The sequence below is a fragment of the Nostoc sp. genome (assembly GCF_054880495.1).
On the sequence record NZ_JBTYKD010000016.1, the window covers coordinates 14,923 to 38,197 of the forward strand.

The 23,275-nt window shown below is 42.1% G+C and carries 23 protein-coding genes and 1 riboswitch; of the genes, 16 read left to right on the forward strand and 7 right to left on the reverse strand.

Going from position 1 to position 23,275, the window contains the following annotated elements; translation table 11 throughout:
• Window positions 1-67 precede the first annotated feature (67 nt).
• Both ACYTXL_RS01660 and ilvC read right to left on the reverse strand, forming a co-directional pair.
• Window positions 68-220 carry a hypothetical protein gene (locus ACYTXL_RS01660; protein ID WP_461923211.1) on the reverse strand — a complete coding sequence of 51 codons (153 nt, stop codon included), beginning with the start codon at window positions 218-220 and terminating at the stop codon, window positions 68-70.
• A 153-nt stretch (window positions 221-373) separates the two neighbouring features.
• Entirely contained in the window at window positions 374-1,369 is a 996-nt protein-coding gene (ilvC, locus tag ACYTXL_RS01665; protein ID WP_461923212.1) for a ketol-acid reductoisomerase, read from the reverse strand.
• 248 nt (window positions 1,370-1,617) lie between these two features.
• Between ilvC and ACYTXL_RS01670 the strand changes: the two genes are divergently transcribed.
• Both ACYTXL_RS01670 and ACYTXL_RS01675 read left to right on the forward strand, forming a co-directional pair.
• Window positions 1,618-2,544, forward strand: coding sequence for a DUF4349 domain-containing protein (locus ACYTXL_RS01670; RefSeq protein ID WP_461923213.1), 927 nt, complete (start codon window positions 1,618-1,620; stop codon window positions 2,542-2,544).
• Window positions 2,545-2,778: 234 nt separating this feature from the next.
• Entirely contained in the window at window positions 2,779-4,131 is a 1,353-nt protein-coding gene (locus ACYTXL_RS01675) for an NAD(P)/FAD-dependent oxidoreductase (RefSeq protein ID WP_461923214.1), read from the forward strand.
• 4 nt (window positions 4,132-4,135) lie between these two features.
• On the opposite strand, the gene ACYTXL_RS01680 is transcribed toward ACYTXL_RS01675, so the two are convergent.
• Window positions 4,136-4,462 carry a hypothetical protein gene (locus ACYTXL_RS01680; RefSeq protein ID WP_461923215.1) on the reverse strand — a complete coding sequence of 109 codons (327 nt, stop codon included), beginning with the start codon at window positions 4,460-4,462 and terminating at the stop codon, window positions 4,136-4,138.
• A 45-nt stretch (window positions 4,463-4,507) separates the two neighbouring features.
• Here ACYTXL_RS01680 and ACYTXL_RS01685 point away from each other — a divergent pair, with 45 nt between their 5' ends.
• Both ACYTXL_RS01685 and ACYTXL_RS01690 read left to right on the forward strand, forming a co-directional pair.
• Complete coding sequence (locus tag ACYTXL_RS01685) at window positions 4,508-5,743, forward strand: LL-diaminopimelate aminotransferase (RefSeq protein ID WP_461923216.1); 1,236 nt, start codon at window positions 4,508-4,510, stop codon at window positions 5,741-5,743.
• 282 nt (window positions 5,744-6,025) lie between these two features.
• Window positions 6,026-6,616, forward strand: a complete 591-nt coding sequence (locus tag ACYTXL_RS01690) for a hypothetical protein (RefSeq protein WP_461923217.1) — start codon at window positions 6,026-6,028, stop codon at window positions 6,614-6,616.
• A gap of 391 nt (window positions 6,617-7,007) precedes the next feature.
• Here ACYTXL_RS01690 and ACYTXL_RS01695 read toward each other — a convergent pair whose 3' ends face one another.
• Window positions 7,008-8,348 (reverse strand): voltage-gated chloride channel family protein, encoded by a 1,341-nt coding sequence (locus ACYTXL_RS01695; RefSeq protein ID WP_461923218.1) that lies wholly within the window; start codon window positions 8,346-8,348, stop codon window positions 7,008-7,010.
• 95 nt (window positions 8,349-8,443) lie between these two features.
• Window positions 8,444-8,530: riboswitch (Fluoride riboswitch) on the reverse strand.
• A 388-nt stretch (window positions 8,531-8,918) separates the two neighbouring features.
• Between ACYTXL_RS01695 and ACYTXL_RS01700 the strand changes: the two genes are divergently transcribed.
• The 4 genes from ACYTXL_RS01700 (at window position 8,919) to ACYTXL_RS01715 (ending at window position 13,546) form a co-directional block, all read left to right on the forward strand.
• Window positions 8,919-9,788, forward strand: a complete 870-nt coding sequence (locus tag ACYTXL_RS01700; RefSeq protein WP_461923219.1) for a zinc metalloprotease HtpX — start codon at window positions 8,919-8,921, stop codon at window positions 9,786-9,788.
• Between the two features lie 117 nt (window positions 9,789-9,905).
• A complete protein-coding gene (locus ACYTXL_RS01705) occupies window positions 9,906-10,328 on the forward strand; it encodes a hypothetical protein (protein ID WP_461923220.1) in 423 nt (140 codons plus the stop codon).
• A 754-nt stretch (window positions 10,329-11,082) separates the two neighbouring features.
• A complete protein-coding gene (locus ACYTXL_RS01710) occupies window positions 11,083-12,381 on the forward strand; it encodes a M16 family metallopeptidase (protein ID WP_461923221.1) in 1,299 nt (432 codons plus the stop codon).
• A gap of 304 nt (window positions 12,382-12,685) precedes the next feature.
• Window positions 12,686-13,546, forward strand: a complete 861-nt coding sequence (locus tag ACYTXL_RS01715; protein WP_461923264.1) for a fructosamine kinase family protein — start codon at window positions 12,686-12,688, stop codon at window positions 13,544-13,546.
• 95 nt (window positions 13,547-13,641) lie between these two features.
• On the opposite strand, the gene ACYTXL_RS01720 is transcribed toward ACYTXL_RS01715, so the two are convergent.
• Window positions 13,642-13,959: a TMEM14 family protein gene (locus ACYTXL_RS01720; protein ID WP_461923222.1), complete on the reverse strand. Its 318-nt coding sequence runs from the start codon at window positions 13,957-13,959 to the stop codon at window positions 13,642-13,644.
• A gap of 86 nt (window positions 13,960-14,045) precedes the next feature.
• On the opposite strand from ACYTXL_RS01720, the gene ACYTXL_RS01725 reads away from it, so the two are divergent.
• The 5 genes from ACYTXL_RS01725 to ACYTXL_RS01745 all read left to right on the forward strand — a co-directional run bounded on the left by ACYTXL_RS01725 (window position 14,046) and on the right by ACYTXL_RS01745 (window position 19,493).
• A complete protein-coding gene (locus tag ACYTXL_RS01725; protein WP_461923223.1) occupies window positions 14,046-15,416 on the forward strand; it encodes an ATP-binding protein in 1,371 nt (456 codons plus the stop codon).
• Between the two features lie 41 nt (window positions 15,417-15,457).
• Window positions 15,458-16,795 carry a tellurite resistance TerB C-terminal domain-containing protein gene (locus ACYTXL_RS01730; protein ID WP_461923224.1) on the forward strand — a complete coding sequence of 446 codons (1,338 nt, stop codon included), beginning with the start codon at window positions 15,458-15,460 and terminating at the stop codon, window positions 16,793-16,795.
• A 375-nt stretch (window positions 16,796-17,170) separates the two neighbouring features.
• On the forward strand, window positions 17,171-18,499 hold the full coding sequence (locus ACYTXL_RS01735; RefSeq protein ID WP_461923225.1) for an ATP-binding protein: 1,329 nt from the start codon (window positions 17,171-17,173) through the stop codon (window positions 18,497-18,499).
• Between the two features lie 93 nt (window positions 18,500-18,592).
• The gene (locus ACYTXL_RS01740; RefSeq protein ID WP_461923226.1) at window positions 18,593-18,928 is read left to right on the forward strand and encodes an IS630 transposase-related protein; all 336 of its coding nucleotides are present in this window, start codon (window positions 18,593-18,595) and stop codon (window positions 18,926-18,928) included.
• Window positions 18,879-19,493: an IS630 family transposase gene (locus ACYTXL_RS01745; RefSeq protein ID WP_461923227.1), complete on the forward strand. Its 615-nt coding sequence runs from the start codon at window positions 18,879-18,881 to the stop codon at window positions 19,491-19,493. Before ACYTXL_RS01740 ends, ACYTXL_RS01745 begins: the two co-directional genes overlap by 50 nt.
• A gap of 129 nt (window positions 19,494-19,622) precedes the next feature.
• Here ACYTXL_RS01745 and ACYTXL_RS01750 read toward each other — a convergent pair whose 3' ends face one another.
• Window positions 19,623-20,297: a response regulator transcription factor gene (locus ACYTXL_RS01750; protein ID WP_334790676.1), complete on the reverse strand. Its 675-nt coding sequence runs from the start codon at window positions 20,295-20,297 to the stop codon at window positions 19,623-19,625.
• 76 nt (window positions 20,298-20,373) lie between these two features.
• A complete protein-coding gene (locus ACYTXL_RS01755) occupies window positions 20,374-21,450 on the reverse strand; it encodes a sensor histidine kinase (protein ID WP_461923228.1) in 1,077 nt (358 codons plus the stop codon).
• Between the two features lie 851 nt (window positions 21,451-22,301).
• Between ACYTXL_RS01755 and ACYTXL_RS01760 the strand changes: the two genes are divergently transcribed.
• The 3 genes from ACYTXL_RS01760 to ACYTXL_RS01770 are packed head-to-tail and all read left to right on the forward strand — an operon-like array spanning window position 22,302 to window position 22,908.
• A complete protein-coding gene (locus tag ACYTXL_RS01760) occupies window positions 22,302-22,427 on the forward strand; it encodes a hypothetical protein (protein ID WP_461923229.1) in 126 nt (41 codons plus the stop codon).
• Entirely contained in the window at window positions 22,393-22,551 is a 159-nt protein-coding gene (locus ACYTXL_RS01765) for a hypothetical protein (protein ID WP_461923230.1), read from the forward strand. The genes ACYTXL_RS01760 and ACYTXL_RS01765 overlap by 35 nt, the downstream gene beginning before the upstream one ends.
• 12 nt (window positions 22,552-22,563) lie before the next feature.
• Complete coding sequence (locus ACYTXL_RS01770) at window positions 22,564-22,908, forward strand: hypothetical protein (RefSeq protein ID WP_461923231.1); 345 nt, start codon at window positions 22,564-22,566, stop codon at window positions 22,906-22,908.
• Window positions 22,909-23,275 lie beyond the last annotated feature (367 nt).

Below are 23,275 nucleotides of genomic sequence, written 5' to 3' on the forward strand. Positions count from 1 at the left end.
TCTACGTTATTTCGTAACTTTTCCATTACAATGGTACTAGATGGCAAAGCCGAAAATGCTGGTCATCTTAATCTGTACCTTGACAACTCAGAGTATGGGGTTCTACCCAGTAACAGACACGCGCCAGGTGCTTAAAGTCGGGAAACCCGTCCAACGCACTGGCTTTTTTGTGTCGCCACTGTGGGTAAGTAAAACTCTGACAGTACAAAGGATTGAACATTTTTTGTATTGTTCAACTGCGCGGAGGGGCATCTCGTGCAGTCTAAACAAAGCTCAGTTAATGTCCGACGGGATACCGGGAGTCGCTGAGAAGCCCACACTGTCCGCTTGCGTCAGTGTGGGAGTATGTCACTCCTTCGACTCCCCCTTTTGCTTAAGCTTTTTTCAACCAGCTAAACATAGCGCGTAAATCTTTACCAACTTCCTCAATTTTGTGTTCAGCTTCCTTGCGACGCAACGCGGTAAATCCTGGTTTACCAGCTTGGTTTTCCAGAACAAATTCCCGTGCAAATTGCCCAGATTGAATTTCGCCGAGAATCTTCTGCATTTCAGCTTTGGTTTGTTCGGTAACAATCCGTGGTCCACGCGTATAATCCCCATATTCAGCAGTATTAGAAATGCTGTCCCGCATTTTGGCTAAACCACCTTCCACAACCAAGTCAACAATCAGCTTAACTTCATGCAGACATTCAAAATAAGCCAATTCTGGTTGATAACCAGCTTCTACCAAAGTTTCAAATCCGGCTTTGATTAAAGCACTCAAACCACCGCACAATACCGCCTGTTCCCCAAATAAATCAGTTTCGGTTTCTTCGCGGAAAGTAGTTTCGAGAACACCAGCGCGAGTACCACCGATACCTTTAGCATAAGCCATCGCGCGATCGCGTGCCTGACCACTGGCATCTTGATAAACTGCAAACAGCGCTGGTACGCCTTCCCCACTTTCATAAGTCCGCCGTACTAAATGCCCCGGACCTTTTGGTGCTACCATCACCACATCCACGTTATCCGGTGGTACAACTTGCCCAAAGTGAATATTGAAACCGTGGGCAAAGGCTAACACATTCCCTTCTTCTAGATTGGGTTCAATCTCGTTTTTGTAAATCGTTTTTTGGACTTCATCAGGTAACAAAATCATGATGAAGTCGGCAGCATTGGCAGCATCTGCAACATTCTTCACAGTTAACCCAGATGCTTCAGCTTTTGCGACTGACTTACTACCCGGATATAATCCCACAATCACATTCAAACCACTATCTTTTAAATTGAGAGCGTGGGCATGACCTTGGGAACCATAGCCGATAATAGCAATAGTTTTTCCAGCCAAAAGGTCTAAATTGGCATCTTCGTCATAATACATCCGGGCCATAGAAGCATCTCCTGTTAGCAAGCATCGTCATTAATTGGCAGACTTATGATTTTACCTCAAATTGAGTCACCACAGATGAACTCTCAGCCATTGAATTTTACCCATTTGAACTCAGTAGATGGGGAGATGAGGGAGATGGGGAAGATAGGGGACTAATGACTAACCCTGTTACATAAATCGCAACAATACAGCCTTTAAGTTTTTCATCGGCAATACTTGGATTAACTTCATCCATCTGGGGGTAGATTATGTACACTTCGATTAAATTGCCGCGCACATCTGCTTTATTCGTGAGTACGTTATTAGGAGGGTTGATTTTCACCAGTTGCGCCGCTTCCCATCAGTCAGCAAATCAGGCTATACCTCAAATTGCAGCCGATGGCGCGGCAGATAAAAGAATGGCACCGGCTAGTGAAAGCAGTATTTCCCAAAAGACGGAAGCTGCACCAATAGCCCGTTCTCGTCCCCAACTGATTAAAAAGGCAGCAATGTCTTTGACTGTCAACTCCGTAGATCAGACTATTGATGCTGTTTCGCAAATTATCAATAAACAGCAAGGGGATTTGATTGGGTTGCAAGAACAACAACCCAAAAACGACAGCCGGCGTTACACAGCAACAATCCAATTGCGGATACCAGAGAATCTGTTGGAACCTACCCTGGAACAAATAGCTAAATTGGGCACTGTCGAGAGTCGTAATATCACTGCTGAAGATGTGGGCGATCGCCTAGTAGATTTCCAAGCTAGATTAACTAATTTGCAGAAAACTGAAGTCAATTTGCAAAAAATTATGGATCGGGCTGGTTCTATTAGAGATGTGCTTAGTGTTGCCCAAGAATTGAATAATGTCCGCCAAACAATAGAACAAATTAATGCCCAACTCAAAAGCCTACAAAATCAAGTTGCATATTCCACTATTACGCTGAACCTAGAAGCAGCAGTTTCTAGCACCAGTCCCCAACCTGCCTTTAGTTTGCAAGTTCAGGAAACTTGGAACAACTCTACCCACTCCTTGAGTGCATTTTCTGTTGGCTTACTCAAGCTGGGTATTTGGTTAATTGTTTACAGTCCCTATTTATTAATTTTTGTTGCTCTTATCTATGGCTTTAACCGTTGGCGGCGAACTCATTCACCACGTTTGACACAAACACCACAATCAACTACTTCTGAGTGAACTTACATAAATTTTACATCTACCTTTGATAAATTTACACAAGCAAAGAGGGATTGAAATATTCCCAACTCTTATTGTCTGCGCCTCTATCTGGAAAAGTTCTGTTTATCCTGTAGTTCTGATTACTTTAATCATTCTTCAAATGTAAAAAGCAATACAAAATATATGATGACAATTTTGATACAAATTTGTTAAGAATAGTTACAATAGTCAGAATACAGGATAATATTTCTTATGGTAAATTCACTTGACAATAAGCCACCCCATCAAGTACTAATTGTTGGCGGTGGTTTTGGTGGACTTTATGCGGCAAAAACACTTGCTAAAGCGGCAGTAAACATTACTCTGATTGATAAACGCAACTTTCATTTATTTCAACCCCTGTTATATCAAGTCGCTACAGGTGCGCTATCTCCTGCGGATATTTCTTCGCCGTTGCGTTCTGTACTCAGCAAGAGCAAGAATACAAAAGTGTTGCTGGGAGAGGTGAATAATATTGATCCAGAAGCGCAACAAGTGATTGTCGGCGAGGAAGCAATAGCTTACGACACATTAATTGTCGCCACAGGAGCCAAGCATTCCTACTTTGGCAAAGACAACTGGGAAGAATTCGCCCCAGGCTTGAAAACTGTAGAAGATGCCATAGAAATGCGTCGCCGGATTTTTACGGCCTTTGAAGCCGCAGAAAAAGAAATAGATCCAGAAAAACGCCGTGCTTGGTTAACTTTTGTAATTATTGGTGGTGGTCCAACAGGTGTAGAATTAGCAGGCGCGATCGCCGAATTAGCAAATCAAACTCTCAAAGAAGATTTCCGCAACATTGACACATCCCAAGCCAAGATTTTGCTATTAGAAGGTCTGGATCGGATTCTGCCACCCTTTGCACCAGAATTATCACAAGAAGCGGAAGCATCTTTAACGCGGTTGGGGGTGATTGTCCAGACAAAAACGCTGGTAACAAATATTGAAAATGATCTTGTTACCCTCAAACAAGGCGATGAAGTTAAAGAAATTGCCTCAAAAACGGTATTATGGGCAGCAGGTGTGAAAGCTTCAGCAATGGGAAAAGTGCTAGCAGAACGCACAGGTGTTGAATGCGATCGCGCTGGACGGATTATCGTCGAATCTGACTTGAGTATTAAGGGACATCCCAATATTTTTGTAATTGGCGACTTAGCAAATTTTTCTCATCAAAATGGGAAACCGCTAGCTGGTGTTGCACCTGTAGCGAAACAACAAGGAGAATATGTCGCAGAACTAGTCCAGCATCGGCTTACAGGTAATAGTTTGCCACCCTTTTCTTATGTTGATAACGGTAGTTTAGCGATGATTGGGCACAATTCTGCTGTGGTAGATTTGGGTTTTATCAAGCTGAAAGGTTTCTTTGCATGGCTGTTTTGGCTGTTGATTCACATCTACTTCTTAATTGAATTTGACAATAAATTAGTAGTGATGATTAAGTGGGCATGGAACTATTTCACCCGTAATCGCGGAGCCAGATTGATTACAGGACAAGAATCCTCACCCACTCAGGAATTAGCGATCGCAACAGTTATTACACATCAGGAGATAGTAAACAGCCGATAAATATCTAATTGGGCACTTGTACTGAGCGAAGTCGAAGTATTGGGCACTTGTACTGACTTGTACTGAGCTTGCCTGCCCTGAGCCTGTCGAAGGGTCGAAGTAGCGAAGTCGTTGGCGCAGCCTCTCGTAGAGAAGTATTGGGCACTTGTACTGACTTGTACTGAGCTTGCCTACCCTGAGCCTGTGGAAGGGTCGAAGTAGCGAAGCCGTTGGCGTAGCCTCTCGTAGAGAAGTATTGGGCATTGGGCATTGGGCATTGGTTATTCTCCTTGTCTCCCTCATCTCCCCCATCTTCCCCATCTTCCCCATCTTCCCCACTCCCCGCCCTCATAAATTAGCAGTAAGCTGTTTGAGGGCGTTTTTCATAATCTACATAATGGCAACTATTAACGACAACTACCTGAAGCTGAAAGCGGGCTACCTGTTTCCAGAAATTGCTCGGCGGGTGAATGCCTTTGCAGGAGCGAACAGTAATGCTAAAATTATCCGGTTGGGCATTGGCGATGTTACTGAACCTCTGCCGGAGGCTTGCCGCACAGCGATGATTAAAGCTGTGGAAGAAATGGGCGATCGCAACACCTTCAAAGGCTACGGACCAGAGCAAGGCTACGCTTGGTTGCGGGAGAAAATTGCTAGTCAAGATTTCCAAGCACGGGGAGCTGCGATCGATGCCTCAGAAATCTTTATCTCCGACGGTTCCAAGTGCGACACAGGCAACATTTTGGAAATCTTTGGACATGATAACATCATCGCCGTTACTGATCCCGTCTATCCAGTGTATGTAGACACTAACGTTATGGTGGGAAATACTGGAGATGCTAACGATAAAGGTGAGTTTGAGGGCTTAGTTTATCTACCAATTACGGCTGATAACAACTTCACTGCCGAGATTCCCTCAAAGAAAGTCGATTTAATTTATCTCTGCTTTCCCAATAACCCCACTGGCGCAACTGCTACCAAGGAATATCTCAAAGCATGGGTGGACTATGCCAAAACTAATAACTCGATTATTTTCTTTGATGCAGCCTACGAAGCTTATATTACCGATCCCTCGATTCCCCACTCAATTTATGAAATTGAAGGTGCAAGAGAAGTTGCGATCGAGTTTCGTTCCTTCTCTAAGAATGCAGGTTTTACAGGAACCCGTTGCGCGTTAACTGTGGTACCGAAGACACTCACAGCAAAAGCTGCCGATGGTTCCGATGTGGAACTGTGGAAACTGTGGAATCGTCGCCAGACTACCAAATTCAATGGCGTTTCTTACATCGTCCAACGGGGAGCCGAAGCGGTTTACTCTGAAGAAGGACAGGCACAAATCAAAGGATTGGTTAGTTTCTATCTAGAAAACGCCAAAATTATCCGCGAGAAACTCACAGCCGCCGGATTATCAGTTTATGGTGGCGTGAATGCACCTTACGTCTGGGTAAAAACGCCTAATGGCTTATCCAGTTGGGAATTCTTTGATAAGCTGCTGCAAACTGTCAACGTTGTCGGCACACCCGGTTCTGGCTTTGGTGCTGCGGGTGAAGGTTACTTCCGCATATCAGCGTTTAATAGTCGGGAAAATGTCGAAGAGGCGATGAAGCGGATTACCGAGAAGTTTAAAATGTAAAGCGATCGTTTTCAGCCGCTTTTGTTAAACTCAATCTATTAATCTAAAGGTTACGGTGGGCTGTATTATCCACCGCAACCTGATAGATAATTATTGAGATTCAGCTTACTTATATTTTGGTTATGACTGCTGCTATCCCCGTTTTCAAACCTGTTAGCCAAATGCAGTTAGCACCTGGGAGCAGAGTGACCTTTTATTTGTATTTCCAACGATTACACTTAAAATATTCAACACTGAATTGTATTTTGCTATACTTCAATCTGTGTAAATAATAAGGAAATTATGGACAGGATCACAAGTGGCTTTTTAAAGGCTTTTAGACAAGAACAATCTCTTCCTGAAGACTTAGCACAATTTGAGGTTTTTGAGCATTTTGTTAATTATTGTATAGTATCTAAAGAATATAATGATACTTTTTCACTTGAAGACATCCATGTTGGGGGTGGTACTGATAAAGCCTTAGATGGTATTGCAATTCTTGTTAATGGTAGTTTGATTAGCTCGAAAGAAGAGCTTGAAGATTTACAGAAAAGAAATAAATATTTAGATGTTGAATTTATTTTAGTTCAATCCAAAACCAGTAGCACTTTTGACGCTGGTGATATTGCTAAATTCTTATTAGGCTGTCAAGACTTTTTTAGTGAAAATCCAGAATTACCTGAAAATGATAAGGTACGAGATAAATCCGAAATAATAGGACTGATATATAATCAAAGTAATCTTTTTAAAAATAGGAACCCCATATGTAAATTGTACTATGTTACAACTGGTAAATGGTTTGATGATCAACATCTTAAGGGAACAATTGAGACCTTAAAGAAAAATATTGAAAATATGCAAATTTTTGAGAACGTTTTGAGTCTGAATACATAGCAAATAACTCACTAAAAACCTCTTCTCCATTAATCTTTGCATTACTAACAAATCGTTCTACCTCAACCGAACCATCCTCAAAAAATTCCACTTCCCATTCTTCCCCAGCCACCGCCACATTTACCATAATGGTTTGATCCCGATGATGGGCTAAAGTGTAACTAATTCTCTCTTGTTCTAATTGATTTAAAAAAGTAACTAGTTTGCCAAATCCATGATTCTTCATTTGTCAAATATTTTATCGCTTAATAACTTGCGAATAACTTTAAAACCCGGCTGATTATACGATACCCTTCTCTACGAGACGCTACGCGAACGGCGCAGGCTCAGGGTAAGACCTACGGCGGTAAACTACGGGCTTTCCCAATTATCCATTAATTGCATCAAAAAATTATTCCTGAGAATTACTTCCTGCTTCTTCGCTATCATCAGGTAAATTAATTTTTGGCTCAACTTTTGCTCGTCCATAATTAGCCAAAGTTACCCCTTCTTCTAAATATACAGCAGAGTATTTACTCAACCCGATACGCTGTGAAGTGTAAATTCCCGAATGACCTGAAAATAAATAGCTCACTACACAGCCAATAGCAATAAATACCCCTGATTCGACACCAAATAGTTCAATTCCCATTAAGGTTGATGCCAAAGGTGTATTTGCTGCACCCGCAAAAACACCGACAAATCCCATTTCTGCTAACAGTGGTGCGGGTAATGCTAAAACCAACGACAAAGCATTACCTAAAGTAGCACCAATAAAAAACAAAGGGGTTACTTCTCCTCCTTTAAAACCTGCGCCTAAAGTTAGAGCAGTCATACCCAATTTGGCTGCAAAATCCCAAGGAGGTAGTTGAGTGTGGAAGGAATCAACGATAGTAGGGATACCAAGCCCAATGTATTTAGTTGTTCCACTCAAACCAACAATTGCTGCTATTATCGCACCGCCGATCAAAGGACGCATTGGAGGATAAGATATCTTTGCTTTAAATAAGTGACTGATTTTGTGAGTTACTTGAGCAAAAAATCTTGCAATTATTCCAAAGATTGCACCTGCAATAATCGCAGAAATCAGCCCCCAAATTGTCAGCGTCGGTATGGACGGAGCGTGTCGGTATGCGGTATGATGCAAACCCAATAATAAGGTGACTTGATTTCCAACGATCGCAGCAATTAAAGAGGGAAAAAGAGCATCATAATTAATTTTACCAATTGCTAAAACTTCCAGACCAAATACGGTTCCAGCTAAGGGAGTACCGAAAACTGAAGCGAATCCCCCACTGATACCTGCCGTTAACAAAATCCGCCGATTAGCTCCTTGAAAATGTAATATTTTAGTTAACTGGTCTGCCAAAGAAGCACCCATTTGTAATGCTGTACCTTCACGACCGGCTGAACCACCAAATAAGTGTGTGAGGTCTGTTCCTAGTAAAACAAGAGGAGCCATACGCAAGGGAATAATATTTTTGGGGTTATGGATTTCTTCAAGTAAAAGGTTATTTCCGGCTTCTACAGTCTGACCAAATTTATGATAAATCCAACCACTCAAGAAGCCACCAAGCGGTAGCAAGGCGATGATCCACCGATGCGATTCTCGCCAATCGGTTGCCCATTCCAATGATGCTAAAAGAGCCGCAGAAGCTGTTCCAGCAAGAATGCCAACCACAATGGAAATAGGCAACCACTTAATCAGGTGAGGTAATGCAATAAATGGTTCAAATTGACGAAAATGTTTCATTCCATGACTCCTGGAGGTGCGATTTGTAGAGTTACACTTTCTACAGGGGAGTCAGGTAATGCATTTAGCCAAGCCCTACTCTCCCGCAGTCAGCGAGGAAAGTAGGAGCCATCACCCTTCCAGTTATTAATTTAACCTGCACTGGAAAGGCGGTTTTGGCGAGCTCCATCGCCATTGATTTGACTTTAAATCAAGCATACCATTTTTGCTTTTGGTCGAATTTAATATTTGTTTCTTAAAGATTGGGCGTACTCTACCTATAGCAATCGGTAGCTGTGCTTTATCTCCCCTCTTCGTGAGTTAAGAGAGGGGTTGCGGGTCAGGTCGCTATAAAGAATTTATTCCTATAGATAGATGCGTTTTTATGATCTATAAAACTTAATTTGATTAGCAATAGATAAGTATCAAAAACAACTAAGTTAGTGTTTATAAAACTTAAGTGGGAAAACCGTACTTATCTAATAGGTTTTCTGTACCATATATCTAAATTTAGCTGGATACAATCAAACTGTAGCTGAAGTAATGCTGTTTTATCAAAAATTTACACAGCATTAGCAGGAGAGCAAGAATATGACAAATCAATTGAAAACGGCTGCTTTGCTAGCGGCGCTAAGTGGTCTTTTAATCGCAATTAGTTACTGGATAATTGCCGGTTCTAGTGGGTTGATAATCGGAATTGGCTTGGCAGCAATAACAAACCTGTTTTCGTGGTATCAATCAGATAAGATTGCCCTGGCAGTATATCGCGCCCAGCCTGTGAGTGAAAGGGAAGCACCAGGACTTTATCGAATGGTGCAGAGATTGAGCGATCGCGCTAATATTCCTATGCCCAAAGTTTACATTGTCCCAAGCGAAGGTGCTAACGCCTTCGCTACAGGGCGCGATCCTGAACACGCTGCTGTGGCTGTCACTGAAGGGATTTTGAATATATTACCAGAGGACGAACTCGAAGGCGTTATCGCCCACGAACTTACCCACATTATTAATCGTGATACCCTCACACAAGCCATTGCTGCTACTGTTGCTGGTGCGATCTCATTCTTAGCGCAAATGGTTAGTTACAGCCTATGGTTTGGCGGTGGTTCACGAGATGACAATAGAGGTGGAAATCCTTTGGGAGTTTTGTTAACAGTAATCCTTGCGCCGGTGGCTGCGACGATTATTCAGCTAGCAATTTCGCGCACACGAGAATTCTCGGCTGATGCCGGTTCAGCGAGATTAACTGGTAATCCCCGCGCCTTAGCTAGGGCGCTACAACGGTTAGAAGCCTCAGCAAAGCAGATGCCTTTAAATGCCAATCCAGCTTATGAGCCGTTATTAATTATCAATTCTATCTCTGGACAGTTTCTCGGTAACTTGTTCTCCAGTCACCCTGCTACAGAAGTGCGAGTTGCAGCATTGCTGAAATTAGAGCAACAACTACCAACAAAAGCTTACTAATTTGTCATTAGTCATTTGTCCTTTGTGCTTTGTGAAATTAACAATGACTAATGATTATTAGTATAGGGTGCAGTTTTCATCTAGAAAGTAAGCTTTGTAATTAAGGATGTTTTAACTATGACTGCTAAGAAGATTGAATCCTTTAAACCCACAGTAATTGAATCTAATAAATCAATAGTAATTGTCGTAATTAGTTCTCAAACCGACGAATTAGTAGAAATCGAATTGGCTGGCGAAAGTGATGAAGTGAAGCGAGAAACCAAAGCGCTGATTGAGGCGCTAAAAATACGCGCTCAAGCTGAGTCAGCAGCTACTCTCACCCGTGAAACCTATTTGAAAGCTGTGCGTCAAGCACGGGAATTAATTGAAGGCAGAAAATTGATGGAACGCGATCGCTTAGAAGACTCTTGGGCAATAATTCAGGACGAAGCTGAGAGAAACTGGCACTTAATGATGAAAGATGTCGTAGACTTCAGTTTTCGCCTGCAAAAGGCGGCGATCGCTGCTTGGGAAACCTTCAATCACCCTTACTCTCGTTAAATAGGGTGATGCGGATCTAGAGAGAAATTTAAAAGAGCGGTTAGAAACCGCGTCTACACAGGTAAAACCCGCCCCCATAAATAAAATTTAGTTGCTCTGCCTAGTGCGGCTATCTTGGTCAATATCTTGCAATGCCAATGCGTCGGCTTGCAATGCCAATGCGTCAGCTTGCATTAAAAACGCTACGCTTTTATGCGACTTTGGCGCACAGCGATCGCTACTTGAAAACAGGGGCTTGCGCTCTATGATTTTCGGTGACAGATAAGATAAAGAATTGACACTCCCCGCGATAAATCGACGGGGATTCTTGGTTCAATGAGACCACTTAAACTAGGTTCCTTGCGTTACCTAGCCCAGAGGTGGGACTCTCCCCAGGCGTTAACTTTGGGTATGCCCTACCCTAGTTGCATTTCTGCAAGTCCTGTTTAGTTTGAAACAAATAGTTCCAAAAATTTGAGTCGTCTAGCTCCTATAAATCTTTTACCTACTGCTAGGAGGAAACTAGAACAATGCAGTAGAACCGCATAGATGAGACACTGCGTTGCGGGGGTTCCCCCGGTTGTAGCAAGTGACGTTTAATTGTCAAGGTTCAGTGCTTTGTCTTTCGACAGCTAGGTTTTTTAAGTGGTTGATTACCTTTCCACTATCATTAGTATAGTGTATTGGTACACTAATTAATTGAAAGAAAGCCGTCGTAGAACGACGGGGCTTTAAACCCAATTTTTCGGTAACATAGCTCCTCACACAAGTAGCAATGACTTCAACCCTGCGGAAATTTCCTCGTCTTAACACTCCAACCCTGCATCACTTGCCCAATGGTTTGACAATCATTGCGGAACAGATGCCAGTTGAAGCTGTAAACCTCAACGTATGGATTAAAGTTGGTTCAGCCGTAGAATCTGATGCCATTAACGGCATGGCTCACTTTTTAGAGCACATGATTTTTAAGGGAACAGAACGACTGGCTAGTGGCGAGTTTGAACGTCGAATTGAAGAACGGGGTGCTGTTACCAATGCCGCCACTAGCCAAGACTATACACATTACTATATAACCACTGCGCCCAAAGATTTTGCCGAACTTGCTCCACTACAAATAGATGTAGTATCTAATGCTAGTATTCCTGATGATGCTTTTGAACGTGAACGATTAGTAGTTTTAGAAGAAATTAGACGTTCAGAAGATAATCCCCAGCGCCGGACATTTCGACGAGCGATGGAGACAGCCTTTGATGAGTTACCTTATCGCCGTGCAGTATTGGGGCCAGAATCGGTGATTGCCGAACTTAAACCCCAGCAGATGCGAGATTTTCATACTAATTGGTATCAACCCCGGTCAATTACTGCTGTAGCTGTGGGCAATTTGCCTGTAGAAGAATTAATTGCAACCGTTGCTGAAGGATTTACAAAACTCAGTACAGACGCGATTAATCGCGTCTCTGCCCACTCCCCACTCCCCACTCCCCACTCCCCACTCCCCACTGAATCACCATTTACAGAAATTGTCCGTCGAGAATTTAGAGATGAAAGTCTCCAGCAAGCAAGGCTAGTGATGGTTTGGCGAGTTCCAGGAATGACGCAGTTAGATCGCACCTATGGACTGGATGTTTTAGCAGGAATTTTGGGACATGGACGAACATCAAGACTGGTGAGGGATTTACGAGAAGAACGGGGATTAGTTTCTTCAATTTCTGTGAGCAACATGAGCAATCAGTTGCAAGGGACATTTTATATTTCAGCTAAATGTGCAGTGGAAAATTTAGCACAAGTAGAGGATGCGATCGCACAACACATTCGCCAAGTCCAAACCGAGTTGGTAACAGAATCAGAAATTGCCCGTGTGGGGCGGCGAGTAGCGAACAGATTTATTTTTGGTAATGAAACACCAAGCGATCGCGCTAATTTGTATGGCTACTATCAGTCTTTAGTGGGAGATTTAGAACCCGCCTTTAACTACCCAGCAATTATTCAGAGCCAAGATGCAACTGACTTGATGCAAGCTGCCAAAGAGTATCTTTCCCCAGATGCTTATGGTGTAGTTGTCGTCAAGCCATGAACTACTCACACTCACTGCAAGCGGTGAGTGTGAGCTTCCTAATTCATCGACTAGCTACGGTTACGATCAGCTCAATCGCTTGGATACTGTTAAAGATGGCGATCGCACCTTAGCAGATTATAATTATCACGGTGTTGGCAATTTACATTCAAACAAAGTTGTTAGTGCTTCTGTTGAATCGCGGCAATATGATACACGCGATCGCTTAACCCAAGTGACAACGAAGAATGTCACGGGTACAATATTCTCTGACTTTAAATATACCCTTGATACAGTAGGCAACCTCCTACTCCCCAATTTAATCATGTGGACTCAAATTGATGCTCATATTAGCCAGGTGACGGGCGAAAAATTTACGAGTCAGCAACGGCGAGCGGTTGGTGGCGGGTGCATCAACCAAGGTTATGCTGTTTCCAATGCTGAGATAACCTACTTTGTCAAGATTAACCAAGTATCCCAAGTTGCGATGTTTGAGGCTGAGGCATTGGGTTTAAAGGAAATGCTAACAACAGCTAGTATTCGCGTCCCAAAACCTATTTGTTGCGGTGTAGCTGAGAATTCTAGCTACATCGTGCTGGAATGGTTAGAACTTGGTAGCGGTAACAGTAATTCGTGGGAAGAGATGGGGCGCAAGTTGGCGGCAATGCATAAAGCTAGCAGTAGCCAAGGTTTTGGTTGGAAAATTAACAATACCATTGGTTCAACGCCCCAAATCAATACTTGGACAGCAGACTGGGTAGAATTTTATATTAAACATCGCCTGGGTTATCAATTTCAGTTAGCAAGGCGACGGGGAGGAAATTTCCCCCAGCAAGAAAAATTACTCGCAGCTATCCCGGAACTCTTGGCGCATCAGGTGCAACCTTCCTTAGTACATGGCGATTTATGGGGCGGAAATGCTGGGTGTACTGCGTCAGGAGAACCCGTGATTTTTGATCCAGCAACTTATTTTGGCGATCGCGAAGTTGATATTGCCATGACAGAATTGTTTGGTGGATTCCCCGCAGCGTTTTACAAAAGTTATAACGAAGCCTTTCCCTTAGATGCAGGCTATGAGCAGAGAAAAACGCTCTATAACCTATATCACATTTTGAATCACTTCAATTTATTTGGCGGCGGTTATGATTCCCAAGCAAACCGAATGATTGGCCAGATTTTGCGCTAAGTACAGCATTGCCTAAGTTCGTAGCGACTAACTCAAACAAACTTTGCGTACCTTTGCGCTTCCCTCTGCGTCCCTCTGCGTTTAAACTTAAACCCTCAATTCGCCACAATTTGCTTCACCATCACCGCCAATGCCAGCACACCCAAAATCGTCATTAACCCCGCAGGCATAAACTTACGTGTTTTAGCCAGTCGAAATGCAAATACTACTACTAAAACACTAGTAACTAACACTGCTAAAATCGAACCCCAGGTTTGCCCTTGGAGTTGAACATAAGCCGCAAGTATTAGTAATAAACCGCTAATACTACCACTTAGAAGTGAAACCCTACTTCTAGCCTGAATGTAGCCAATAATGCCACCAACAACCGCTAATATGCCATAGGCAAAAGCAGCAATTATACTTAAATTCATTGTTAAAACCTATTTAGATTTTGACTTTACTGCCAGGTCAGCAGACAATTTACCATAGCTATTTAGCTATACCACACAGTTAATTGATGGATAATCAAGCGATGCCAATGCCAAGTACTTCCTCATATACAAAGATTCACTATCTCCAGCGCCAAGCAGCCTCACTTTTACTCTACCAATCTGTTCTGCAATCCGAAGTGGGGATAGCATTTATGGAACTGTTACAAACTATACGTTACACTGATGCCGATGCACGGGGTTGTCTCCAAGCCTACGGTAATTACTTCCACGCTTTGGCTGCTAAAAATCAAAACTGGGAAGACTATTTAATTACTGAGATTCTCTTTTCTGAGAATCCCTTTACAAGGCTAGCCCAACAGCGAGAATTTGCAGATTTACCCTCGGCTTTAGTAGCAGGAGTTCAGCATGATTTACAAGTATTGCAAAGTCTCTATGAATGTAGCAGCGCTTGTTTGAGTGAGTGGATACAAGGCGTAGCTGATATGCCGATTTCACCAGTAGTGTGGTATAAAGAGCAAGAATTCGTAGGAGTAGAGACATTCGCTACATATCTACAAGAATTAGACAATTGGGGTGATGCTGTAGAAAAGTTAGCAACTTATTATCGGCAATGTGGCTCTGGTTTATTTGCAGAATATCGCGCTTTACGCTGGCAAGCTGGGCAGTTTATCGGTATTCGCTATTCTGACCCGATTAAGCTGAGTGCGCTTGTAGGTTACGAGTCTCAAAGAGATGCTTTGCTAAAAAATACAGAGTTTTTATTATCAGGAGAAATGGCACTCCATGTATTACTTTACGGTAGTCGCGGTTCTGGCAAATCTTCTTTAGTGAAATCTTTGTTGAATGAATATAGCAATGCCTCCGGCAAGGGCAAAGCCCAACGCAGTCTTCGCTTATTGGAAGTGGCAAAATCTGATTTAAAAGACTTACCAGAAATTGTGGAACATTTACGGGGTGTGTCACAAAAATTTATTATCTTTGTCGATGACCTTTCCTTTGAAGAAGATGATGATGCTTTTAAAGCCCTCAAGGTAGTTTTAGAAGGTAATTTAACCGCACGTCCTCAAAATGTAGTTGTGTATGCTACTTCTAATCGCCGTCACCTAATTCGGGAGTTTTTTGTGGATAGACCTACCCCCAAGGATAACGAAGAAATCCATGCTTGGGATACGATGCAGGAGAAGCTTTCGTTTAGCGATCGCTTTGGTTTAACCTTGACCTTTGAACCAGCCGATCAGAAAACTTACTTGAAAATTATACAACATCTAGCCGCACAAGCTGAAATTAATATTACCCAAGAAGATTTGGAATATCAAGCATTACAGTGGGCAACTCGCCATAATGGTCGTTCTGGACGTACAGCACGGCAGTTTATTGATTTTTTAAAAGCAGATTTAACACTTTCTCATGCCAATAAAAACACATCCAACACCTAGCATTAAGTATTTTCCTATGTGCATTTTAATTACGAATTACGATGAGAGCTACTTATTCTGATAATTTAACTACGCTAAAAACCAGCAATATGCAATCAGTAATGATCAGCAATAGATTAATCTTAGGCATAGTTGCCTTTAGTGTGAGTTTTGGACTTAGCCTTGTCCCAAGCTGGGATTTTAAGAAAGCCTTTCTCACAGGTATAATTACGGCTGTTACTATCTATGCAGCAGCATTATTTGTAGATAAGCGACGCAGAAATTATGAAATGTTTGTTTTAGGTTCTCTCCGCAAGCGGATTAAAGATATGGAGGGATTGAAGGCTCGTGTTGTCAGAGAAATCAATCAAATCGAAGAACATCATAATTTATTATATGCTGAATCACAACAACTGCAAAATCAAGTAACAGAAAGCCGTAATCAAAGGGATAGTCTACATCGAGAATTAAGAACATTTGCCGGACAAAAAAAGCAGTTAGAAACCGAAATCAGCAGCCGACAAACTGAAATTAATAACTTGCAGAAAAATCAAGCAGAATTGAACAATGCTTTTTCTGTCCTCACAGCCGAGAAACGCCGTCTAGAGTCGAATTGTAATGTATCTCGCAGTGAAATCACCCTGTTGCAAAGTCAAATTTCTGAACTCCAGCAGGAGAAACAAGAAGTTGAAAGCAATTTAACTCTTTTAGGCAGACTCAAACCCCAATTAGAAGAAAAACTATACGAACTGCGAATTGCAAGTCAAGAGCTAGAAGTTGAGATCAACCAAAAAAATCAATTGCTTGTAGCGACAAAAACTGAAAGAGAAAATATCCAAACTATCCTGAATTATTCACAAATCCAACTAGCAGAAGAAAAAGCTGAATTACAGCAGTTGCAAGGGCAAGTTTCATTATTGCAAGAAGAACGAGACTCATTGCAAAATCAAGTATGGGAATTACTCCAACAAATAGAAACATTAAATCTCGAACCTTTGTCTGAGAACTTAAAAGAAGATGATATTGAATTGTTGGCTTTTTCGGAAATAATTGAATCTTCAGCAATCATCGATACTTCGGAGGTTGATACATCAGAGAATATACCCGAAGAATGGACTAAATTTCTAGAAAATCTCCCAGTATATGAGTTACAAGTATTAAAAGCTATAGTCGAACAAGATAATCCCAAGGCTGCTATTAAAAAAATTGCTGAAGCAAATATCACTATGCCGAATCTATTAATCGATTCTATAAATGAACGGGCAAGTGATATTATTGGTGAATTAATAATTAATTCCGATTCCGAAAGTCCAGAAGTTTATCAGGAACATATAACGCATGCCAAAAAAATAATTGCAATGTATGAAAACCTCATGGCTAGACATACTTCCTCAAATTAAATTATTATTGCTGTTGTCGGATTAGTAGTAAGGTGAATATGTACCTTACCTACGTGAGCATCTCACCTTTGCAAATATAGCTGGCGATTATAAATCGCGGCTACACAAACAAAGTCAGCCTGCGCGGACTCTAAGAATTTGAAACCCACGGAGGTGGGTTTTGTCTGTATAGCCGCGAATTCTATTCGCTAAGGGACTTCCAAATAAAAAAATATTCAACAATTTCTTGTGGGGTGGGCATCTTGCCCGCCTTGGTCTACGGGTGGGCGAGACGCCCACCCCACAAGATTGGATAATTTATTTGTTGGAAGTCGCTAAGGCTAAGTACCTACTTACTGCGTGCTTCTGCGTTTAAAATAAAGTCAAATGTAATTCATGGCAAAGCTCAAAATCTCAAAAAAAATCTCCACTGCTTTAATCAATTCCCTTGGTGCGGGGGTAGTACCAAGAGTAGGAGTTGAATATATAGCAGTAGGTCGAGAAAAAGAACTAAAAAGCCTATTACAAAATCTCGATGATATTGCAGAGGGTGTAGCAGCATTTCGCTTTATAATTGGTAACTACGGTTCCGGGAAAAGTTTTTTACTGCAACTAATTCGCAACCGCGCTATGGAACAAGGTTTTGTAGTAGCTGATGCTGATTTCTCCCCGGAACGCCGATTAGCAGGAAGCAACAATGAAGGTGTAGCCACCTATCGAGAATTAATGAGCCACCTAGCTACAAAAACTCGTCCTGATGGTGGTGCTTTAGTCTCTATTTTAGAAGGATGGATTAATAAAATTCAACAAGAAGTGGTTAAAGAAAGTGGAATGCGTCCGAATGAGGATGGTTTTGATGACCAAGTTGAATCGAAAATTAGAGAAGTAGTTCAATATATTGAAGACTTAGTTCACGGTTTTGATTTTGGGAGCGTGATTATCGCTTATTGGCGTGGCTACCGATTGGATGATGATAATTTAAAAAGTGCAGCAATGCGCTGGTTACGTGGAGAATTTACTACTAAAGTTGAAGCGAAAGCAGCTTTAGGAGTGCGCGTCATTATTGATGATGATAGTTGGTATGACTATATCAAACTGTTTGCTAAATTTGTCGCTGACATTGGCTATAAAGGACTGTTAATTTTAGTTGATGAAGCCGTACATTTATATCAAATATCTACTACGATTACGCGGGAAAAGAATTATAATCGACTCCTGGCAATGTTTAACGATACCATGCAGTGCAAAGCAGAACATCTTGGTATTGTCGTTGGTGGAACAACTAAGTTTTTAGAAGACCCTAAACGGGGACTTTTTGCAGACCAAGCTTGGCAAAGACGCACAAAAGAAAGCCGTTTTGTTGCACAATCTAGCGTTCAGGAGTATTTGGGACCAGTAATTCGATTGAACCCGTTAAGTGAAGCAGAAATCTTGACGCTTTTGCAACGTTTAGCTGAGATTCATGCACTCAATTTTGGATATGAACAGACTTTGACAAATCGTGAGTTGAAGGAATTTGTCCAAGAAATTATTAATCGCTTGGGTGCAGAAGCATTACTTACACCAGGGGAAATTGTGCGAGATTTTATGACTGTGCTGAATATTCTTCACCAAAATTCAGGAATTGCGTTTGCTGAATTAATTCATGGCTCTAAATTTAAACCTACTGCTATGGGTAAGGATGCAGAAGTTGATGAGCATGGCGCAGCAGAATTTAGTTTGTAGTTTACTCTGTAGTAATTGGTAATATAGCAACCGTCTAGTCTATTAGGACGTAGACTAAAAGTATTATCATGAGCTGCTATCGTCTGATTTGCTATGGCTAGACCCTACAGTTACGATTTCCGCCAGAAGGTGATCCAATCCATTGAGTTAGATGGATTGAAGAAAAGCGAAGCCAGTGAACTTTTCAACATCAGCCGCAACACGATCAACCTATGGTTGCAGCGTAAAGCCGAAACTGGAGATGTTCTGCCGTTGCCCAACCACCCGCCTGGAAACAACCATAAAATCACAGACTGGGATCAATTTCGGGCTTTTGCTAAATCTCATGGTGATAAAACCCAGGTGGAGATGGCTCAACTGTGGGAGGGCGACATCAGCGATGGCTACGCCGGTTCGCTTGCGACCATCGCACAATCGCAAGAGCGTTAAAGAAAATTGGGTTCACGCGAAAAAAAAGACCTATGGCTATCAAGAGCGGGATGAAATTAAACGGCAAGCATTCATAGAACAGTTGACAACCCAAGCAGATGAAACAATTGTTTATGTCGATGAAGCGGGTATGGACAATCGAGAAGACTACGGTTATGGCTGGAATGAGAAAGGAGAAAGGTTTCATGCTCTCAAATCAGGACGAAGGCAAGGGCGAGTGAATATGATTGCGGCCTTGCGTAACCACCAACTGATGGCTCCTTTTACAATCGAAGGTTCCTGCAACCGGATTGTGTTTGAGATTTGGTTGGAAACGTGCTTAATCCCTTTGCTGGAACCAGGACAGGTGGTAGTAATTGATAATGCCACGTTCCATAAAGGCGGTCGCATTGAGCAACTAATTCAGCAAGCAGGTTGTAAACTGCTTTACTTACCCCCCTATTCACCGGATCTCAATAAGATTGAGCGATGCTGGTCTTGGCTTAAAAGTCGCATTCGCAAGCAACTTGACCAATATGAGTGTCTACGGGATGCGATGGAGCATATCTTACATCTAGCGTCCTAACCGTTATGGCGGCTGCTATATCTAGCCACGAATGATAAATGCTAATTTTTTCGTTGGTTCTTAACCTTGGTTTTGGTCTAAACTAATTTAGATGCGATCGCTCTGGCACTTAGCCCGATATGAATGAATCTAATTAATTAATAATTCTGGTGCTACTAATCCTTTTTGGATAGCTAAAACTGCGGCTTGAGTGCGATCGCGTACTTCTAGTTTCTGTAAAATAGCATGAACATGAACCCGCACTGTACCAGGGGCAATGTAGAGAATCTCAGCAATTTCTTGATTGCTTTTGCCAGTTGCTACCAATGCCAAAATTTCTTGTTCCCGCTTCGTTAAGGGATTTTCTAAGGATTCCTCAGTTTTTGCAGGCAGCAACACAGTAGGATTGCCCTCAAAAGCGGCTCTAATTTCTGTTGTTGCCGTTTGATCCCACCAAGAAGCGCCTGCTGCAACCGATCGCACTGCTAATATTAAAGACTCAGCTGGAATACCTTTGAGACAGTAACCTTGCGCCCCGACAGCAATTAACCGTGAAATCAAGGGTTTTTCAGAACGAGACGTTAAAACCAGAATTGGTAAAGTTGGGTGCTTTTGCTTGATTTGGCGACAAGCCTCAATCCCGCCAATCCCCGGTAAACCTATATCCAGCAAGACCAAATCCAGGGGATAGCGATTTGCTAACTCTACAGCTTGTTCCCCATCTTCTGCCTCTGCGACAATCTCCAAACTAGTTTCTTGTTGCAACCGCATCCGCAGACCAAGCCGAAATAATTCATCATCTTCAACCAGCAAGATTTTTGTCATTGGTCATTTGTCATTGGTCATTGGGCATAGGGTATTCCTTATCTACATTGTCTCCCTTATCTCCCTTATCTCCCTCTCAACTCCCCGGCGGTGGACAAACAGGGAGTCTGAAACCAAACAGTGCGCCTCGTGGTGAGCGATTCTCTGCCCAAATTGTACCCCCATGAGCAGCAATAATTTGCCTAGTCAAATAAAGCCCCAGTCCAGATCCTGAGACGTGGCGATCGCTATGTCCTTGATAAAACCTTTCAAATAAGTGGGGTAACTCTTCTTCGGTAATACCGGAACCAGTATCGAGTATTTTTACTACTTGATCGCTAGAATAACCTTCAAGTACTACTTCCACTTTACCGCCACGAGGGGTATGATTAATGCCATTACTCAAAAGATTGGTGAACACTCGCCCAAGTTGCAAAGAATCGCCATTTACCCAGAGAAAGCTCCGAAAATCTGATTCGCCATAGTGTAGAGAAATATAAACCTGACGTGTTCTTGCTAGTTCCGCCAGGGTAGCGATGATCTCCTCCGCCACTGTCACCAAATTAACGGGTGATATCTGTAGTTTCAGCCCTTCGGCATCATTGCGGTATACATCTAAAAGAGTTTGGACTAATTGTAGTGTACTGCGATGACTACGAGCCATTGTTAGGAGAACTTTTGCCTGCATTGGCGTGATTTCACCAAATTGCTCATTTTGAAAATATTTCAGCGTTTCAATTGCTCCTAATAGGGGTGTTTTCAAATCATGCGTTAGGGTAGAAACAAAATCTTCACGCATGATAGCTAGTTGTTCTTGGGAGCGTAATTGTGCTTGCGTATAAGCGATCGCTTCTTCATTGCGGTGGTTGCGATCGCTTAACCAACCCGTTACCACCAAAGCCAACACTGCAATCAACCTATTTGCTAACGTTGGGGGATGAATTATTTCTCCTCCGGGAACAAACAAATTCAATAATGTTAATCCTGTAGCTGCAAGAGTGACTCCTAATACTGCTCCCCGATTCAATCGATAATCAGCTAACAAAATCGTCCCTGTGTAGAGGTAGCCAAATACGTACTCAGGTGGTGTCAAATATTCCAAGCTGATTACGATAGCAAAGGCGATCGCTATTAGCCCGTATGTCTCCCCACGCTCAGTTATAGCTTCTTTCATAGTCACTAATCGACTTAATATCGTCATTTATGATTTACTAAAAATCTGTATAACTATAGGACTAGCCCTTTCAAGGTGACTAACGAAGATACATTGTTTCAGCGCTACCATCTTGAATCCTCCGCTCAGATTTTGGGCTTTTTGAAAGTTGAAATAACTAATCTTCGCTGAAAACGATCGTGCCTACGCTGAATAAATAGGGATTAAGGCATTCGTGATCGGTTAAGACAAAATCATTTTTGTCTATTAGTAATCATACTGGAATTATCGTCAATTAATTAGTATCTAATTAAGCTTTGTATTGAATTTGGAGGTAAGAACGAATGATGGTTTGAAATGTGGCGCGTAGGCACAGCCCGGTGTAGGCATCGCCATCTGAAAAATTATGTTTTCTAACCCAATTCTCAGCTTGATTTTAAGCGCTATTGCTTATTGACAAAATGTTCATCACCTTAACCTCTCAATAAATAGGTATTAATCAGATTAATTTGAACTCTGTTGAGTCGCATTAAAATATTTTATTTCGATGGAGGAAATATAAATTTGTTGTAAAGGCGTTCTTGCACGAACAAGTAAATGGTAATGTGTTGCTGTAATATGCAGCACTTAACCTTGTGGTTGGACTTTTTGTAACCAAATTACAGAAATATTAACAGGTTAAATTCTCTGCTACCTAGAAGTCAGTCCAAAGGTGAATCTTCGAGAAATATTACTTTTCCTTAAGGGGAACGGATGAAGTTTGCCGAAAATATCAATTTTGAAGCAAGTTATTTGTGCCTTGAAACAGCACAAACAGCAAATTCACAACTGAAGTTACTGAAAAAATCGATTTATTAAGGTAGGTAAAAATAATGGCACATATCATTGGAACCAAGGGTAATGATACCATTACATCTTCTGATGGCGACGACACCTTGACCGGTGGAGGGGGCAAGGATAAATTTGTTTACGACCACATACATCAGCGACGAGGGTGATACTATCACTGATTTCGGTGGAGTAGGTAAAGGTACAAACCCCACAGCAGCAGTCATTGCCGAAGTGGACACCCTAATATTCCGGGGTTATGGCTTGACTGCCCGAAATCTGCTGCTGACCTAGAATGGCAACAATGTGGAAATCAGCTTTGCAGAGGTATATACTCCCCCACTTATCCTGCAAAACTTTGCCTTGGAAAACCTAGATAACCTCACTAAATCTACAGGAGCTACTGTAAATTTGGGCAATATTTTGTTTGATGGGCAAACTAGCATCACGGACAGCTTTGATGTCTTCAATGCCAACTCCACCCAAAGCACTATCTTCAACAAAAATACAGTTACGTTCCTAAACGACCTCGACAATAATGTTAACGGCTTTGACAACTCAGATGAAAATATTTTTGGAGTCAGTACCCACAGCTTTCGGCGTACTGCCTTAACCCAGATGAGTAACGCTGGTAAGCTGTTACACATTTAACTTGCTCCCATTAGGGCGGGCAAGACTTGGGCGTGAGCGCTACTTCGATCCTTCGACAGGTGTTAGCCTGAACCCTTCGACAAGCTCAGGGTAACACCTGTCGAAGGGCAAGCTCAGTACAAGTCAGTCGAACGCTGCCCACCTCACAAGAGTTATATAAATTTTAGATATGTAAACTAGATGTGGTTTAGCTTATCCCACTGTGAGTAATTCAGGAAATCTCAGGGCATCGGAATTTAGAGCAGTTCCAGAGATACTTGCAAGTGTCTGACAATCAGGTATTGGGGGCGGCAACCGCGTTGCCGATATTGTCAGGGAGTAATGCGATGGAGAATCTGAGTGCGTAAGTTCTGCAAACTTGGAAAAT

What these genes read in the sequence shown, in the direction of transcription:
- ACYTXL_RS01660 (WP_461923211.1), bottom strand. Translation starts at nt 220, where the DNA reads ATGTTCAATCCTTTGTACTGTCAGAGTTTTACTTACCCACAGTGGCGA.
- ilvC (WP_461923212.1), bottom strand. Translation starts at nt 1,369, where the DNA reads ATGGCCCGGATGTATTATGACGAAGATGCCAATTTAGACCTTTTGGCT.
- ACYTXL_RS01670 (WP_461923213.1), top strand. Translation starts at nt 1,618, where the DNA reads ATGTACACTTCGATTAAATTGCCGCGCACATCTGCTTTATTCGTGAGT.
- ACYTXL_RS01675 (WP_461923214.1), top strand. Translation starts at nt 2,779, where the DNA reads ATGGTAAATTCACTTGACAATAAGCCACCCCATCAAGTACTAATTGTT.
- ACYTXL_RS01680 (WP_461923215.1), bottom strand. Translation starts at nt 4,462, where the DNA reads ATGAGGGCGGGGAGTGGGGAAGATGGGGAAGATGGGGAAGATGGGGGA.
- ACYTXL_RS01685 (WP_461923216.1), top strand. Translation starts at nt 4,508, where the DNA reads ATGGCAACTATTAACGACAACTACCTGAAGCTGAAAGCGGGCTACCTG.
- ACYTXL_RS01690 (WP_461923217.1), top strand. Translation starts at nt 6,026, where the DNA reads ATGGACAGGATCACAAGTGGCTTTTTAAAGGCTTTTAGACAAGAACAA.
- ACYTXL_RS01695 (WP_461923218.1), bottom strand. Translation starts at nt 8,348, where the DNA reads ATGAAACATTTTCGTCAATTTGAACCATTTATTGCATTACCTCACCTG.
- ACYTXL_RS01700 (WP_461923219.1), top strand. Translation starts at nt 8,919, where the DNA reads ATGACAAATCAATTGAAAACGGCTGCTTTGCTAGCGGCGCTAAGTGGT.
- ACYTXL_RS01705 (WP_461923220.1), top strand. Translation starts at nt 9,906, where the DNA reads ATGACTGCTAAGAAGATTGAATCCTTTAAACCCACAGTAATTGAATCT.
- ACYTXL_RS01710 (WP_461923221.1), top strand. Translation starts at nt 11,083, where the DNA reads ATGACTTCAACCCTGCGGAAATTTCCTCGTCTTAACACTCCAACCCTG.
- ACYTXL_RS01715 (WP_461923264.1), top strand. Translation starts at nt 12,686, where the DNA reads ATGTGGACTCAAATTGATGCTCATATTAGCCAGGTGACGGGCGAAAAA.
- ACYTXL_RS01720 (WP_461923222.1), bottom strand. Translation starts at nt 13,959, where the DNA reads ATGAATTTAAGTATAATTGCTGCTTTTGCCTATGGCATATTAGCGGTT.
- ACYTXL_RS01725 (WP_461923223.1), top strand. Translation starts at nt 14,046, where the DNA reads ATGGATAATCAAGCGATGCCAATGCCAAGTACTTCCTCATATACAAAG.
- ACYTXL_RS01730 (WP_461923224.1), top strand. Translation starts at nt 15,458, where the DNA reads ATGAGAGCTACTTATTCTGATAATTTAACTACGCTAAAAACCAGCAAT.
- ACYTXL_RS01735 (WP_461923225.1), top strand. Translation starts at nt 17,171, where the DNA reads ATGGCAAAGCTCAAAATCTCAAAAAAAATCTCCACTGCTTTAATCAAT.
- ACYTXL_RS01740 (WP_461923226.1), top strand. Translation starts at nt 18,593, where the DNA reads ATGGCTAGACCCTACAGTTACGATTTCCGCCAGAAGGTGATCCAATCC.
- ACYTXL_RS01745 (WP_461923227.1), top strand. Translation starts at nt 18,879, where the DNA reads ATGGCTACGCCGGTTCGCTTGCGACCATCGCACAATCGCAAGAGCGTT.
- ACYTXL_RS01750 (WP_334790676.1), bottom strand. Translation starts at nt 20,297, where the DNA reads ATGACAAAAATCTTGCTGGTTGAAGATGATGAATTATTTCGGCTTGGT.
- ACYTXL_RS01755 (WP_461923228.1), bottom strand. Translation starts at nt 21,450, where the DNA reads ATGAAAGAAGCTATAACTGAGCGTGGGGAGACATACGGGCTAATAGCG.
- ACYTXL_RS01760 (WP_461923229.1), top strand. Translation starts at nt 22,302, where the DNA reads ATGGCACATATCATTGGAACCAAGGGTAATGATACCATTACATCTTCT.